Source organism: Pseudomonas sp. P1.31 (assembly GCF_001269815.1).
GTDB lineage: Bacteria > Pseudomonadota > Gammaproteobacteria > Pseudomonadales > Pseudomonadaceae > Aquipseudomonas > Aquipseudomonas rustica.
This window is the reverse complement of sequence record NZ_LHVN01000017.1, coordinates 87,880-103,707: the sequence shown is the minus strand read 5'-3', so window position 1 is coordinate 103,707 and position 15,828 is coordinate 87,880. Positions and strand designations below refer to the sequence as shown.

13 protein-coding genes are annotated in these 15,828 nt (G+C 59.5%); 7 read left to right on the top strand and 6 right to left on the bottom strand.

The features are described 5' to 3' along the window. Positions 1-48: 48 nt before the first annotated feature. The gene (locus tag AD669_RS10780) at positions 49-978 is read right to left on the bottom strand and encodes a Gfo/Idh/MocA family protein (RefSeq protein WP_053119512.1); all 930 of its coding nucleotides are present in this window, start codon (positions 976-978) and stop codon (positions 49-51) included. A gap of 191 nt (positions 979-1,169) precedes the next feature. Between AD669_RS10780 and AD669_RS10775 the strand changes: the two genes are divergently transcribed. Continuing rightward, positions 1,170-2,219, top strand: a complete 1,050-nt coding sequence (locus tag AD669_RS10775) for an NAD(P)-dependent alcohol dehydrogenase (RefSeq protein ID WP_053119510.1) — start codon at positions 1,170-1,172, stop codon at positions 2,217-2,219. A 68-nt stretch (positions 2,220-2,287) separates the two neighbouring features. On the opposite strand, the gene AD669_RS10770 is transcribed toward AD669_RS10775, so the two are convergent. The 3 genes from AD669_RS10770 to AD669_RS10760 form a co-directional block, all read right to left on the bottom strand. After that, on the bottom strand, positions 2,288-2,506 hold the full coding sequence (locus AD669_RS10770) for a DUF2945 domain-containing protein (RefSeq protein WP_053119508.1): 219 nt from the start codon (positions 2,504-2,506) through the stop codon (positions 2,288-2,290). Positions 2,507-2,516: 10 nt separating this feature from the next. Beyond that, on the bottom strand, positions 2,517-2,717 hold the full coding sequence (locus tag AD669_RS10765; RefSeq protein ID WP_053119506.1) for a hypothetical protein: 201 nt from the start codon (positions 2,715-2,717) through the stop codon (positions 2,517-2,519). Between the two features lie 114 nt (positions 2,718-2,831). Then, entirely contained in the window at positions 2,832-3,416 is a 585-nt protein-coding gene (locus tag AD669_RS10760) for a TetR/AcrR family transcriptional regulator (protein WP_053119504.1), read from the bottom strand. 209 nt (positions 3,417-3,625) lie between these two features. Here AD669_RS10760 and AD669_RS10755 point away from each other — a divergent pair, with 209 nt between their 5' ends. The 3 genes from AD669_RS10755 (at position 3,626) to AD669_RS10745 (ending at position 8,236) form a co-directional block, all read left to right on the top strand. Continuing rightward, a complete protein-coding gene (locus tag AD669_RS10755) occupies positions 3,626-4,303 on the top strand; it encodes a type 1 glutamine amidotransferase domain-containing protein (protein ID WP_053119502.1) in 678 nt (225 codons plus the stop codon). A 95-nt stretch (positions 4,304-4,398) separates the two neighbouring features. After that, positions 4,399-5,520 (top strand): alkene reductase, encoded by a 1,122-nt coding sequence (locus AD669_RS10750; RefSeq protein ID WP_053119501.1) that lies wholly within the window; start codon positions 4,399-4,401, stop codon positions 5,518-5,520. A gap of 253 nt (positions 5,521-5,773) precedes the next feature. After that, the gene (locus tag AD669_RS10745; RefSeq protein ID WP_053119515.1) at positions 5,774-8,236 is read left to right on the top strand and encodes a PAS domain-containing protein; all 2,463 of its coding nucleotides are present in this window, start codon (positions 5,774-5,776) and stop codon (positions 8,234-8,236) included. Positions 8,237-8,419: 183 nt separating this feature from the next. On the opposite strand, the gene ycaC is transcribed toward AD669_RS10745, so the two are convergent. Continuing rightward, positions 8,420-9,052 (bottom strand): isochorismate family cysteine hydrolase YcaC, encoded by a 633-nt coding sequence (gene ycaC, locus AD669_RS10740; protein WP_053119500.1) that lies wholly within the window; start codon positions 9,050-9,052, stop codon positions 8,420-8,422. Positions 9,053-9,335: 283 nt separating this feature from the next. On the opposite strand from ycaC, the gene AD669_RS10735 reads away from it, so the two are divergent. The 3 genes from AD669_RS10735 (at position 9,336) to AD669_RS10725 (ending at position 13,346) form a co-directional block, all read left to right on the top strand. Next, entirely contained in the window at positions 9,336-9,842 is a 507-nt protein-coding gene (locus AD669_RS10735) for a sigma-70 family RNA polymerase sigma factor (protein WP_053119498.1), read from the top strand. Further along, entirely contained in the window at positions 9,839-10,807 is a 969-nt protein-coding gene (locus AD669_RS10730) for a FecR domain-containing protein (RefSeq protein ID WP_053119497.1), read from the top strand. Before AD669_RS10735 ends, AD669_RS10730 begins: the two co-directional genes overlap by 4 nt. Before the next feature lie 100 nt (positions 10,808-10,907). Then, entirely contained in the window at positions 10,908-13,346 is a 2,439-nt protein-coding gene (locus tag AD669_RS10725; protein WP_053119495.1) for a TonB-dependent siderophore receptor, read from the top strand. Here the strand turns inward: AD669_RS10725 and AD669_RS10720 are convergent. Next, positions 13,318-15,825 carry an RND family transporter gene (locus AD669_RS10720; protein ID WP_053119493.1) on the bottom strand — a complete coding sequence of 836 codons (2,508 nt, stop codon included), beginning with the start codon at positions 15,823-15,825 and terminating at the stop codon, positions 13,318-13,320. The two genes, AD669_RS10725 and AD669_RS10720, sit on opposite strands and share 29 nt — an antisense overlap. Between the last annotated feature and the right edge of the window lie 3 nt (positions 15,826-15,828).

Below are 15,828 nucleotides of genomic sequence, written 5' to 3'. Positions count from 1 at the left end.
CAAGATCAAAAGATCGCAGCGTGCCGCAGCTCCTACACGATTTTGTGTTCAGACGTCGTAGAAAGGGGCAACCGATACCCGGCTACCGACAAAGAAACTGTCCGCCACCAACCGCAACGGCTGCAAATCCAGATCACTGCCCTTCTCGGCAATCAACTGCTGAAAATGCCGATACACCGCCGCGTACTCGCCCTCTTCCGATACGGCCTGACGCACGCCATCAATACTCAACAGCGCCCCACCGTTATCCAGTCGTAGCACGCCTTCCTTGCAACGAACCTCAATACTCCACAACTCATCGTGCCCATGATCAAAATCAAACTCCGCCCGCACATCGAGCTGCTGCGCATTCGACATTTTGATCGAAGCGGCAATCGGTGATTGGCAGTTTTCCGGCACGCGCAGTTCTGCGGATTCGACAAACAGCGGCAGCGCCAAAAGGTGAGTGACAATCGACAAGGCATTGATGCCCGGGTCGAATACGCCGAGGCCGCCGGGTTGCCAGATCCACGTCTGGCCGGGGTGCCACTTGCGCACATCTTCTTTCCAGTCGATCTGCACGCCTTGCAAAGTGCGGGTGGCGAGCCAGTCACGGGCGATTTCGATGCCCGGCGCATAGCGTGAATGCCAGGCAAACAAGGCACTGACGCCCTGCTCTTTTGCCTGATCGACCAAGGCCATGGCCTCGCCCAACGTTGCGCACGGCGGCTTTTCCACCAGCACATGTTTGCCCGCCGCCAGCGCTTGCTGCACCAGGGCGAAGCGACCTTGCGGCGGTGTGCAGAAGGCAATTGCATCGACCGGCGGGCCGTTTTCGAGCAACTCGCTCAGCGACTGAAAATTCTCTACGCCGGCGCAAGGTTTGCCTTGGGTGGCGACGGACACCAACTGGAATGCGCGGTTGGCGTTGATCGCCGGGACGTGTTGATCCTGAGCAATCTTGCCGTAGCCCACCAGACCGAGACGGATTGGTTGCATCAATGACTCCTGCTTGAGTTTTTTGTTTTATGCAGCGAACCGGCAGATTACCCGCAAACGCCGCGAGCGTCTGTCACCGCAAAGTCACAACGGCGCACAGGATCAGGCAAGGATCGCACAGGAATGCACTACTTCCCGGCCCAGCGAAAAGCGAAGAATGTCACCACGACAAACCGATTGAGGATGTTCCCATGCTTGTACAAGCCTACGGCGCCCACGCTGGCGACAAACCCCTTGAGCCCATGCAGATCAACCGCCGCGCCCCGGCGGCCCATGATGTGCAGATCGATATCGCCTTCTGCGGCATCTGCCATTCAGACCTGCACCAGGTGCGCGCGGAATGGGCCGGCACGCAATTCCCTTGTGTGCCGGGGCATGAAATTGTCGGTCGGGTGTCGGCGGTGGGCGCGCATGTCGGCGATTACAAGGTGGGCGATCTGGTCGGCGTCGGTTGCATCGTCGACAGCTGCAAACACTGCGATGACTGTGAGTCCGGGCTGGAAAACTACTGCGACGGCATGATCGGCACCTACAACTTCCCGACCCCGGACGCGCCGGGCTGGACGATGGGCGGTTACGCGCAAAACATCGTCGTGCATGAGCGCTACGTGTTGCGCATCCGCCATCCCGAAGCGCAACTGGCCGCCGTCGCGCCGCTGCTGTGCGCGGGTATCACCACTTATTCACCGCTGCGCCACTGGAACGCCGGGCCTGGCAAAAAAGTCGGCGTGGTTGGCATCGGCGGTTTGGGCCACATGGGCATCAAACTGGCGCATGCCTTGGGCGCGCACGTTGTGGCCTTCACTACTTCGGAATCCAAGCGCGAAGCGGCGTTGGCGCTGGGTGCCGATGAAGTGGTGGTTTCTCGCAATCCTGAGGAAATGGCTGCGCACGCGAAGAGTTTCGATTTGATCCTCAACACTGTCGCGGCGCCGCATGATCTCGATGCGTTTCTGGTGCTGCTCAAACGTGACGGTGCCTTGACCTTGGTTGGTGCGCCGGCAACGTCGCATCCATCGCCGAATGTGTTCAACCTGATCATGAAGCGCCGCACGATTGCGGGTTCGATGATTGGCGGTATTGCTGAAACTCAGGAGATGCTCGATTTCTGTGCCGAGCACGGCATCGTTTCGGATATCGAATTGATTCACGCGGATCAGATCAATGCCTCGTATGAGCGGATGCTCAAGGGTGATGTGAAGTATCGGTTTGTGATCGATAACGCGACGTTGGCGGGTTAACCCACTTCATCACTGATGATCACAAAACCTGTGGTGAGGGGATTTATCCCCTCACCACAGGGTAGTGTTTACTCAGCTTTAACGGGGTGCAGTGCTGCCGCATGATGCATCGCCAGATGCCCGGTCTTTGCACTTTTCACTTCGTATTGCGGCTCTTCCTTCGAGGCCGGTCGATGCCTTCCCATGAACTCGACATCCCGCGTATGCACCTTGACCACCGTGCCGCGAATCTCGCCGGCCTCGCTATTCCAGCGCACCGCGTCGCCGACCTTGAATGACGTGCTCATGGCAATCCCCTCACTGCGCTGGCGGATGCTCACTCGATACCGAGTTGGCGGCGTCCACATCCGTCATGTCCTCGTCGAGCGGTGACTCGTCATCGGCAGGCAACGGAACCTCCGGTTGATCGCGTTTTGGATCATGTCCCGTTTCATTGTCCGTGGTGCGTGTCACGTCTTGCTGCGACTTGTTGCCCGGTGCATTTTCATCGATGTCCATGACTGGCTCTCCGCTCGGCCGCACGGAAAATCCGCGCTTAAAGGTGAGAGACACCGGCACCGCGCAAGTGCCGGGTACTGGACGAACGGTGCACGTGCTCACCATCAAGCCAAATTAGCTGGCCAACAGTGCTTTGGTCATTGCCATCGAGGTGTTCAGCGACTGCCCCGTACGCTGCAGTTTGTTCAGCAAACTGGCGCCCAGCCACAGCTGATACAGGGTTTCCGCCAGATGCCGGGCATCACCGGTCGGCAGGGTCTTTTCGGCCTGGCCTTGCTCGATGCACAGCGTGATGCGCGAGACCACTTGCTCGGCGCCGTCGCGCAGGGTCAGGCGCATCGATTCGGAGAGGTCGGCAACTTCGGCGCTGAGTTTTACCACCAGGCACTCATCGCCATGGCCTTCGAGGGTGCAGCGGTCTTGCCAGCCCTGCCAGTAATCCATCAGCCGTTCATAGGCGGTCAGCCCCGGCAGGGTCAGGCGCCGCTCCATGTCGGCCAGATAACCGACGAAGTAATCCTCGAGCAAGGCCTGGCCGTAAAGCTCTTTGGATTTGAAGTAGTGATAGAACGAGCCCTTGGGCACGCCAGCGGTTTGCAGGATTTCGTTAAGGCCGACACTGGTGAAGCCCTTCTCGGCCATCATCCGGTGGCCGGTGTCGAGCAAGTGCTGGCGGGTGTCGTCGTAGGTCGGTTTCATGGGGCGCAAATTACCAGGCAATAGACCAGTCGTTTATTTCAGAGGATGGCGAGTTTGCCATACCTGCCGAGTAAAAACCTGTTGAGAAAAAATTACTAGACGACTGGTCTAATTGGAAACTATGCTGCGCCCCGTCAACCGCATTTGCGGGTATCAGCGTGACGCGAATCCTTTGCGCCACGACGTCACCGATCAAACCAGGGTGCTTTATGAAAATTCTGATGGTTTTGACTTCCCACGATCAGCTCGGCAATACCGGCCGTAAAACCGGCTTCTGGCTCGAAGAGTTTGCCGCGCCCTACTACGCCTTCAAGGATGCCGGTGCGCAGATCACTTTGGTGTCGCCGGCCGGTGGCCAGCCGCCGCTCGACCCGAAAAGTGATGAGCCCGGCGCGCAGACTGCCGAGACCGATCGCTTTCGCAACGACCCGGAAGCGCAGCAGGCATTGGCCAACACCGGGCTTCTGGCTGAGGTCAGCGCAGAGGATTTCGATGCTGTGTTTTATCCCGGCGGCCATGGCCCGCTGTGGGATCTGGCCGAAGACTCGCACTCGATCGCGTTGATCGAAGCCTTTGCCCGCAGCAACAAGCCCCACGGCTTTGTCTGCCATGCGCCGGGCGTGTTGCGTCACGTCGTCGATGCGGCAGGCAAACCGCTGATTCAGCATCGCCAGGTGACCGGTTTCACCAATTCGGAAGAAGCCGCCGTCGGCCTGACCGACGTGGTGCCGTTCCTGATCGAAGACGAGTTTCAGCGTCTCGGCGGGCGTTACTCCAAAGTCGCTGACTGGCAGGTGCATGTGGTTGCGGACGGCCAGTTGGTCACCGGCCAGAATCCCGCCAGCTCTGCCGCTGTCGCCGAGAAACTGTTGAAAATGCTCGGCTGATTCAACGCTCAACCTCATCACCGTGCTACGCGGTTTTATTTTTATCCTAGAAATAGTCGACTGGTCTAATAAGACCAGTCGCACAAGGTACCTCCATGCACAACAGCCCTTATTTCCAACCAGCGACGCTCGGCCTGCACACCCTGAAAAACCGTATCGTCCTGCCGCCCCTCACCCGCCAGCGCAGCACGCAACCGGGCAATATTGCCAATGAGTTGATGGCCGAGTATTACCAGCAACGGGCCGGCGCCGGTCTGCTGGTGACCGAAGGCACGCAGATCGAACCACGCGGCCAGGGTTACGCCTGGACCCCCGGCATTCATACCCCGGAGCAAATCGCTGGATGGCGCAAAGTCACGGAAGCGGTGCACGCCGTTGACGGTGTGATTTTCGCGCAACTGTGGCATGTCGGCCGCGTATCCCACACTGCGCTGCAACCGAATGGCGCAGCGCCGGTGTCAGCCTCGGCGCTGGCCACCGAGCGAGTCAGCGTGTTCATCGAAACCGCGCCGGGCGTGGGTGAACTGGTCGCCCCGTCGGCCCCGCGTGCATTGAGCACCGATGAAGTTCAGGAACTGATTCAGCTGTACATTCAAGCCGCGCGCAATGCGATGGACGCCGGTTTTGACGGCATCGAACTGCATTGCGCCAACGGTTATCTGGTCAACCAGTTCATCTCCGCGCACAGCAATCTTCGCGACGATCAGTACGGCGGTTCGCTGCACAATCGCCTGCGCTTTTTGCGTGAAGTGGTGGCGGGTGTCGCCGAGTGCATCGGCAAGGAAAAAGTCGGTGTGCGTTTCGCGCCGTTGTTCACCACCACCGATGAAGCGCGAACTTACCTGGGCATGGTCGAAGAAGATCCACACACCACTTACATCGAAGCGATCAAAGTTTTGCAGGACGTCGGCATCGCCTACCTGTCCATCGCCGAAGCCGATTGGGACAATGCCCCGGCAATGCCGTTGTCATTTCGTCAGGTCGTACGCGAGACCTTCAGCGGCGCAATCATTTATGCCGGACGCTATAACGCTGAATCCGGGGCCAGCTTGCTCGAATCCGGACTGGCTGATTTTGTCGCCTTCGGCCGCCCGTTCATGGCCAACCCGGATCTGCCCGCGCGTATCGCCAATGACTGGCCCCTCAATGCGCTGAACCCGGCCACCGTGTATGGCGGCAACGGCGAAGGGTATACCGATTACCCCGTGCACGGCTGACGGCGGCCAGCATCAAACAACGCACCGGGGATTGCCCTTCTTTCCCGGTGCAACTTAACCTCTGTGCGGCAGGTCAATCGTGTCAATGAGTGATGCGCCTGCGTGAGCAATGGCAGTCAGACCCCAAAACCAATAACGCACGAAGGGTGACATCCTGGAACATCTTACTCGCGAGGAGCTTGAGGCCGAGGTCACGCGGCTGCGTCTGGCGTTGGGCATCGTCGGAGCCGCCAAGCAGGACAGCGCGCAGGATCTGGCTGATCAATTGCATTTGGCGAGCCGTGCGGTTGCCGAAACAAAGGAGCGCTATCGATTGGCCGTCAAGGCGACCAGCGATGCGATCTGGGATTGGGATCTGACCGCTGACCGGATCACCTGGAACGAAGCCCTGCAAAAGGCTTACGGCTACACGGCAACCGCCACCGAGACCAACAGTGACTGGTGTTTTGCGCGGATTCACCCGCAGGATCGGCCGCGTGTCGAAGCCTCGATCCGCGCCGTCATTGATGGCACGTCTACCGACTGGAGCGCCGAATACCGGTTTCGCTGCGAAGACGGCTCCTACGCCGAGGTCGTCGATCGCGGGTATCTGATGCGCGATGCCGAAGGTCGCGCCGTACGCATGATCGGCGCCATGCTCGACCTGACGCGCTCACGCCATGCCGAAAACGCCTTGCGCCTCAGCGAAGAGCGCTTCCGCACGATTCTGGAAACCATTGAAGCGGCGTTCGCCATCGTCAAAGTCAAATTCGACGCTGACGACCGTCCCGTCGACTACTGCTTTGTTGAGGCCAACCCGGCGTTCGAACGGCAGGCCGGGGTCAACTTGCGCGGCAAATGGGTCACCGAGTTTGCGCCCAATCTGGAGAGTTTCTGGTTCGAGACTTACGGGCACGTGGCCAAAACCGGCGAGCCGGCGAATTTCGAGAATTACGCGAATACCTTTGAGCGCTGGTTTGATGTGCGCGCCGTGCGCGTTGGCGATCCTGCCGATCGACAGATTGCGATTTTTTTCAGCGACGTGACCGCGCGTCGCGACGCCGAGGAGCGTCTGCGGGTCAGCGAGGCCGTTGCCCGCGAGAACGTCGAGCGTGTGCAACTGGCCCTCGCCGCCGGTGCAATTATCGGCACTTGGCACTGGCATCTGCCGACTGATCGCTTCACCGTCGACGAAGCCTTTGCCCGGGTGTTCAACCTTGATCCGGCGCTGGGTCGCGACGGCCTGAGCCTGGAGCAAGTGGTGCAAACCGTGCACCCCGATGACAGGGACGGACTCACCCGCGCGATCAACGAAGTCATCGCCCGTGGTGGCCCCTATTCCCACCAATATCGGGTGCGCGGTGCGGATGGCAAATACACTTGGATTGAAGCTAACGGGCAGGTCGAATGTGCCGATGACGGCACGCCGCTGCGCTTTCCCGGTGTGCTGATCGATGTCGAAGCCCGGCGCAATGTCGAGGCGGAACGAGACCGCGCAACCTCGGCATTGCGTGCGCTGAATGACACTTTGGAGCAACGGGTGACGGCGCGCACGGCTGACCTCATGCAGGCCGAAGAGAAGTTGCGCCAATCGCAAAAAATGGAAGCCGTCGGGCAACTCACCGGTGGGCTGGCGCATGATTTCAATAACCTGCTGGCCGGCATTTCGGCAGCGCTTGAGCTGATGGAAAGGCGCATCGCCCAAGGTCGTCTTGAGGACGTCGGCAAGTACATGGTCACGGCGCAGGGGGCGACCAAACGTGCGGCTGCTCTGACCCATCGCTTGCTGGCGTTTTCCAGAAGGCAAACACTCGATCCACGGCCCACCGACGTCAATACCTTGATCGTCGGCATGACTGAATTGATCCAGCGCACCGTCGGCCCGAGCATCCTGCTGAAAACCGAAGGCGCGAGCGACCTCTGGCCAGCGTTGGTCGATGGGAGTCAGCTGGAAAATGCACTGTTGAATTTATGCATTAACGCCCGTGATGCGATGCCCGATGGCGGACGCATCACCGTGCAAACAGCCAATCGAACATTGGATGACGAATCTGCCCAGGCGTTGGAGATGCCCGCCGGGCAGTACCTTTGCCTGAGTGTGGCCGACACCGGCACCGGCATGTCCGCCGAAATCATCGCCAAAGCCTTTGACCCGTTTTTCACCACCAAGCCTTTGGGCCAGGGCACGGGCCTGGGGTTGTCGATGATTTACGGTTTCACCAAGCAATCGGGTGGCCAGGTGCGCGCCCATTCGCAAGTGGGCCAAGGCACCACGATGTCGATCTACCTGCCCCGCTATCACGGGCAGGCGCCGCAAAATCACGACGACACGCAAAGCACATCGATTGCGGTGACCGCTGTGGGCGAGACCATTTTGATTGTCGATGACGAACCCACGGTGCGCCTGCTGCTGGCGGATGTGCTGTGCGACCTCGGCTATGACGTGCTCGTCGCCGCCGACAGCGTCGAAGGGCTGGCGGCACTGCGCTCCAATGCACGGATCGATTTGCTGGTTACCGACGTCGGTTTGCCGGGCGGCATGAACGGCCGGCAAATGGCCGACGCCGGCCGGGAAATCCGCCCGCAGTTGAAGACCTTGTTTATTACCGGTTATGCGGAACATTCGGTGATCGGCAACGGCCAACTCGGCCCGGGGATGCAAGTGCTGACCAAGCCGTTTGCCATTGACACTCTGATATCGCGGGTCAGTGGCCTGATGGCGACCACCGGTGAATAGGATGATGCCGTAACTGTGGCGAGGGGATTTATCCCCGTTGGGCTGCGCAGCGGCCCCCGCTTCTTAACTGAAAAAGCAGGGGCCTGCTGCGCAGTCCAACGGGGATAAATCCCCTCGCCACAAGTTAATCGTCGGTGCGACAAAGCCTGCTTTTCAGGGCAGGCTTTGGTTTAGCAGGTCAGTTTATTTTTTCTGAGCGGTCAGCGCCGAGTAGCCATTCATCAGGTTGCGATAGTTAGGAATCCGTTGCGACAGCAAGTTACCCAGCCCTTCAATGTCGTTGCGCCAGTCGCGGTGCAGCTCACACGCCACCGAGAACCAGTTCATCAACTGCGCACCGGCCTGCGTCATGCGGCTCCACGCGGCCTGTTGCACGGTGGTATTGAAAGTACCGGAAGCATCCGTCACCACAAACACCTCAAACCCTTCCGCCAGCGCCGACAGCGTCGGGAACGCCACACACACATCCGTCACTACACCGGCAATGATGATCTGCTTGCGACCCGTCGCCTTGATCGCCTTAACAAAGTCTTCGTTGTCCCATGCGTTGATCTGACCTGGGCGAGCAATGTACGGCGCATCCGGGAACATCTCTTTCAGCTCCGGTACCAACGGGCCGTTCGGGCCTTGTTCGAAACTGGTGGTGAGGATGGTCGGCAGGTTGAAGAACTTCGCCAGGTCAGCGAGTGCCAGCACGTTGTTCTTGAACTCGTTCGGCGAGAAGTCCTGCACCAGCGAAATCAAACCGGTCTGGTGATCAACCAGCAGCACGATAGCGTCGTCTTTGTTCAAGCGGTTGTAGGTTGGAGTGGTCATGGTGTGCGTCCTTTTTCAATGTTGGATTTGTTGTTGCGTTCAAGTTGGGTACAGATTACTGACGCATTGAAAAAGGATAAATCGGCTGAAAAGCGTTTCACCGTCAACTCAAATGGGACAATAGATATTTGTAGGAGCAAGGCTTGCCCGCGAAGAGGCCGGTACAGATTGACACCGCTTTCGCGGGCAAGCCTTGCTCCTACAGTTCTCCAGCATTGCGCAGTCTCTGGCCACACAGGTAATATTGAGAGAGATTCTCACTAACATCTGGAAAAGCCCACCAGTGCACTCTCCTCCGTCCAGCAAGCTGGGATTTTTCTTCAGCGATCATCACCGTTGGCTGCTGCAACATATCAATCGCCAGGTGCGCAACCACGCGGACGCCGAGGACACCGTTGCCGATACGTTTTGCCAATTGCTGGTGGCGCGCGTTGATCCGGACAGCATCGAACAGCCGCGCGCTTACCTGTCGACCATTGCCCGTCGTCTGGTGTTTGATCGTCATCGTCGGCGCAAGCTGGAGTTGGCCTACCTTGAGCGTTTGTCGACGCTGCCCGAAGCACTGGCGCCCTCCCCTGAAGAACAATTGCAACTGATCGAAGCGCTGGTCGCGATTGACCGCGCCATTGATGGCTTGCCGCTGATCGTCAAAACCACGTTCCTCTATAGCCAACTCGATGGCCTCAGCTATGTGGCGATTGCGCAGAAACTCGGGCTGTCGGAACGCACGGTCAGTCGCTACATGAAACAGGCGTTGCTGCAGTGCTATCTGTGCGAGGTGGCGCCATGAGCAAGCGGCGCATCGACCCGGTCACCGAGCAGGCCATCGACTGGATGGTCAAGCTGCGCGCCGGCACACCCGACGCCAGACTGCAGGAGCGTTTCAACGCCTGGTTGTTGATGGATCGCGCGCACCGTCAGGCCTGGGACACATTGCAGGAACGCCTCGGCGATACGTTCAAACCGTTTCGCACACTGGATCAACGTTTACCCGGTCAGGCCGGCGAAGCTCGTCAGGTCTTGCTGCAACCGCAGGCTTCGCGGCGCGACGCCTTGCGCGTAATCGCCGGTCTCGGCCTGCTTGGCGGCGGTCTGTTGCTGGGCAGCAAAACTCAGCTCGGCGAATCGCTGCTGGCCGATTTGCACACCGCTCGCGGTCAGCGGCAGAACTTCAATCTGGCCGATGGCAGCCGCTTGAGCCTGAACGCCGAGAGCGCGGTGGATCTGCGTTTCAATGACCGCCAGCGCCTGGTCATCCTGCGCCGGGGCGAGCTGGTGATCGATGTCGCGCCGGATGCGAATCGCCCACTGATCGTACGCACCGCCGAGGGCGAAATGCGCGCGTTGGGCACTCGCTTCCTCGTCGCTCAGGAAGCGGACGCCAGCCGCCTGGTGGTGTTGCAGCATTCGGTCGAAGCGCGGTTGTTCGATGGCACCACGCAAGTGGTCAAGGAAGGTCAGGCAGCGCTGCTCTCCACGCGCAACATCACCTTGGCCAGCGACGATGAACGCGGTCGCGCCGAATGGTTGAATGGCCGCTTGAACGTGCTCGATGAATCCCTTGAGCAAGTGATCGACGCACTGCGCCCTTATCATCGCGGATTCCTGCGCGTTGCCCCCGAAGTGCGCGGCTTGCGCGTGCAAGGCGTGTTCCCGCTCGACGCCCCCGATCGAACCCTGGACGCCTTGGCCGAAACCCTGCCAATCCGCATCAATCGCTACAGCCCGTGGCTGACCATGATCAGCAAACGATGAATGCGAAAAAATATTTTATGGAAATCATTCTTGTTTGTGTCCGGTTTTCATTTCTCATGCGACCTATCTCCTGACGCTTTAACAAAAACAGGAGAATGTTGTGTTCAACACATGGCCCCGTAACCTTTCTGCAGCCGTTGCCTTGGTGACACTGAGCACCTCAGCGCTGGCGCAAGACTTATCGTTCAACCTGCCGGCCGGCCCGCTCGCCAGTACGCTAAACGCGATTGCCGGCCAGAGCGGGCAGATCATTTCGCTGGAACCCGCGCTGGTGCAGGGCAAGCGCGCGCCGGCGGTGATCGGGCAGATGCCAGCCGAGCAAGCACTGCAAAAGGCACTCGCCGGCAGCGGTTTGCAGCTGCGCGTCACGGGGCAAGGCAACTTCAGTGTCGAGCCGGCCAGCGACAACAGCGCTTCGCTGCAACTGGACGCCACCAACATCGTTGAACGCAGCCTCGACAGCACCACGACTGAAGGCTCCGGTTCTTACGCTGCACGCGCCGTAACCATCGGCAAAGGCACGCACACGCTCAAGGAAATTCCGCAGTCGATCACCGTGATGACGCGCAAGCAGCTGGATGATCAGGATCTGGTTGATCTGAAAGACGCGGTCAACAAAACCACTGGTCTGGTCGGCGTTCAGGGCGTGGGTAAAGGCATGATCATTACCTCGCGCGGCTTTCAGATCGATGACTGGCAGTACGACGGCGTGCCGATCCCGCGTAACACTTACGCTTTGGGCAACTGGGCGACGCAGGATCTGATTTTCTTCGACCGCGTGGAAATCCTCCGTGGTGCTTCCGGCCTGCTGCAAGGCACCGGCAGCCCGGGTGGCGCGATCAATCTGGTGCGCAAGCGCGGGCAAACCGCGCCCACCGTGACAATCACTGGCAAGGCCGGTTCGTGGGATCACTACGGCCTGCAACTGGACGCCGGTGGCCCGTTGAATTCGACGGGCAGCGTGCGCGGTCGCTTCGTTGCCGACGAAGACCAGAGCCAATCGTTCGTCGATTACGAATGGAGCAAAACCCACTCGCTGTACGGCGCACTGGACTTCGACCTGCGTGACGACACCACACTCGGTCTGGCGATCAGCAACTCCGATGGCGAGTCGCGCCCGATGATCCGTGGCCTGCCCCGCTACTCCGACGGCAAGCCGCTGAATGTGCCGCGCTCGACTTACGGCGGCGCGCGCTGGAACCATCTGGACATCGACGTCACCACGCTGTACGCCGACCTCCAGCACAGCTTCAACGACGATTGGGCGTTCAAGGTCGGCGCGGTGCGCATGGACGAAACCAACAAGGGCAAAAGTCAACGTCTGCAAACCAGCGGCGACGGGATCAATCCCGATGGCAGCGGCATTCAGTACGCCGATTTCGCCACCGATTTCGACGCGACCAAACTCGGTCTCGACATGAACGTCACCGGCCACTTCGACGCCTTGTCCATGGCCCACGAAGTGATGCTCGGCGGCAACTATTCCAAATACACCTCCGACGATAAATACGCCCGAACCTTTAACAACAACACCACCGACACGATCTTCGACATCAATCACGATCGCCCGGACATCAGCTACGAAGGCATCCTCAATACGCCGGGCGGCCAAGCCACACCGAGCAAGTACGACGTTCGTCAGAAGGGTTTGTATGGCAGCTGGCGCGTCAAACCGATCGACTCGCTGACGCTGGTGCTCGGCTCGCGCGTCAGTTGGTACGACTACAGCTACAAATACGCGACACAGAGAGCCTTCGGTGCGGCGGTCGAGCAGCCGGAAAGCACCGCGAACGAAACCGGCGAAGTCACTCCGTACGCCGGCATCGTCTATGACCTGAGCCGCGAATGGGCGGTCTACGCCAGCTATACCGATGTGTTCGAACCGCAAACCAACCGCGACGCCAGCGGTTCAACGCTGAAACCAGTGGTCGGCAGCAACTACGAAGTCGGCCTCAAAGGCGAATTGATGGACGGCCGGGTCAACACCTCGCTGGCCGTGTTCCGCTACGACCAGGAAAACCGCGCCGTCAACGACCTCGCGTCGGGCATGGTCTGCGACGGTTGGTATTGCTCCAACGCCGCCGGAAAAGTCCGCAGCCAGGGCATTGAAGCCGAGATCAGCGGCGAAGTGCTGACCAATCTGCAACTGTTCGCCGGCTACACCTACAACACCACCAAGTACCTCGATGACCCGGATAACGAAGGCAAAGTCTTCAGCACCTGGACACCGAAACACATGCTGCGCGTGTGGGGCGATTACCAGTTCAGCGGCGACTGGGAACGCGTCAGCACCGGCCTCGGTTTCACCACGCAAAGCCATACGCTGGGTTACGAACACACCTACGACGTGGCGGGTTACACCGTGTGGAGCGCTCGCCTCGGCTACCAGTTGAGCAAGGAAATTGGCCTGGCAGTGAACGCCAACAACCTGTTCGACAAACGCTACTACACCTCCGCGTATAACCAGCTCAACGGCAACAACAACTTCGGCGACCCGCGCAATGTGATGTTCAGCGTGAAGTACACGCCTGAGTTTTAAGGCACTCAATGGGTTCAGCGGTTGGCGGCTGAACCCATTGCTTGACCGACACCCCGCGCAACAGAAAATGCGACAACGCTGGAATCAACACCAGTGCTCCGAGCATGTTCCACAGAAACATGAACGTCAGCAAAATCCCCATGTCCGCCTGAAACTTGATCGGCGACCAGACCCAGCACACCACGCCCGCCGCCAAGGTGATCCCGACCAGCCCAACCACGCGCCCGGTGAACGCCACGGCGTTGCGATACGCTGCGGATAACGGCAGGCCTTGACGCTGATAGTGCAACTGCACGCTGAGCAGGTACAGCGCGTAATCGACGCCAATGCCTACGCCCAAAGCGATCACTGGCAACGTCGCGACTTTCACGCCAATGCCCATGACCACCATCAACGCTTCACACAAAATCGACGTCAGCACCAGCGGCAACAACGCCACCAGCGTCGCGCGCCAACTGCGGAAGGTCACCAGACAGAACAATGTGACGGCGGCGTACACGTACAGCAGCATGGTGCGATTGGCCTCGCGCACGACGATATTGGTCGCCGCCTCGATGCCGGCACTGCCCGCCGCTAGCAAAAACTGGCGCTCGTCGCTGCTGTTTTCACGGGCAAAGCGGTCGGCAATCGCGACCACCTCGTCGAGGGTCTCGGCCTTGTGATCCTTGAGAAAAGCAATCACCGGCATCACCGAGCAATCGGTGTTGAACAGTTCTGGCGAGTTGACCGAAGCCTGCTGCGCGGCATAGTTGAGGACATCTTGATTGCGCTGGATGCTGCTGAGTTTCGGGTTGCCCTCATAGGTACCGGCGGTGATCTGCCGAACCGCGTTGACCAGCGAAACAGTGGCCTGTACCCCTGAAGACTGCTGCAGTTCCCACGCCAGCCGATCGGCGAGGATCAGTGTTTTGTAGCTCAGACAGCCCTCGGGCGGGGTCTTGATCATCACCGCGAACAGGTCGCTGGACAGTGCGTAATGCGCAGTGATCCAGGCGTTATCGCGGTTGTAGCGGGAGTCGGCGCGCAGTTCAGGCGCACCGCTTTCCAGGTCACCGACTTTCAGATGCAGGCTGATCGCGAATCCGCCGATCCCCATCAACACCGCCACCAGCACCGCGCCCGTCGCCCACTTGGCGCTGGTGAAGCGGTCGAGACAGTCCCATAACCTGCCGAAACCTTTGTGGCGGTCAGCGCGGGTATCGATTTTCAACGCACGCTCGGCGGCTTTCGCGCCCACGCCGACATAGGACAGCGCCACCGGCATCAGTAGCAACGAGGTAAAGATCAGCACCGCGACACCGATGCTGGCGGTGATCGCCAGATCCTTGATCACCGGAATGTCGATCAGCATCAGCACGGCAAACCCGACAGCATCCGCCAACAACGCAGTGACGCCGGCGATGAACAAGCGGCGAAAGGTATAACGCGCGGCGACCAGTTTGTGCGTGCCCCGGGCGATGTCCTGCATGATGCCGTTCATTTTTTGCGCGGCGTGGGATACGCCGATGGCAAAGATCAGAAATGGCACCAGCACCGAGTATGGATCGATGGCATAACCCAGCCACGCGACAAGGCCCAGTTGCCAGACCACTGCGACCAACGAGCAACCCACCACCAGCAAGGTACTGCGTACACACCGGGTGTAGAGATAAATGATGAGCAGCGATGTGATCACCGCCAGCGCGAAGAACATCATTACCTGAATCAGGCCATCGATCAGGTCGCCCATCAGCTTGGCAAAGCCGATTACGCGCACTTTGTAAGGGCCATCGCCCTCTTTGCCAGCCTTGCGCGCAGCGCTGTCACCGGCGAACTCGATCTTGTCGCGCAATTGCTCTTCCAGCATCTGCGAGAAGTCACGGTAGTTGATCGGCTGAGCGCCGGCGCCAGCCTTGTCCAGCAACGGCACCACGAGCATGCTCGACTTCAAATCACTCGCCACCAGACTGCCGATGATGCCGGCGCGGGAGATGTTCTGGCGCAACTGCTCGATTTGCTCGGGGGTGCCCTGATAGGCGTCGGGCATCACCGGGCCGCCCTGAAAGCCTTCTTCGGTGACCTCCGTCCAGCGTACCGCCGGACTCCACAACGACTTCATCCAGGCGCGGTCGACGCCTGCCGTGAGGAACAACTGATCGTTGACCTGTTTGAGCACGTCCAGATAGGCAGGATCGAAAATATCGCCCCGGGTGTTCTCGACCACTACCCGCACCGAGTTGCCAAGACCACGCAGCGCCTGGCGGTTTTCCAGGTAGTTCTGAATGTACGGCTGACTCTGCGGGATCATTTTTTCGAAGCTCGGTTTCAGCTCCAGACGGGTGACTGCCATGTAACCGAGCACCACGGTGATCATGGCCATCAGCAACATGAACAGTGGGCGAAAATTGAACACCATGCGCTCCAGCCGACTGCCGGAGTTGCACTCGAAATCACGTACATCACGGATCACCGGCATGCTGTCTTGTTCGATATTGCCCATATC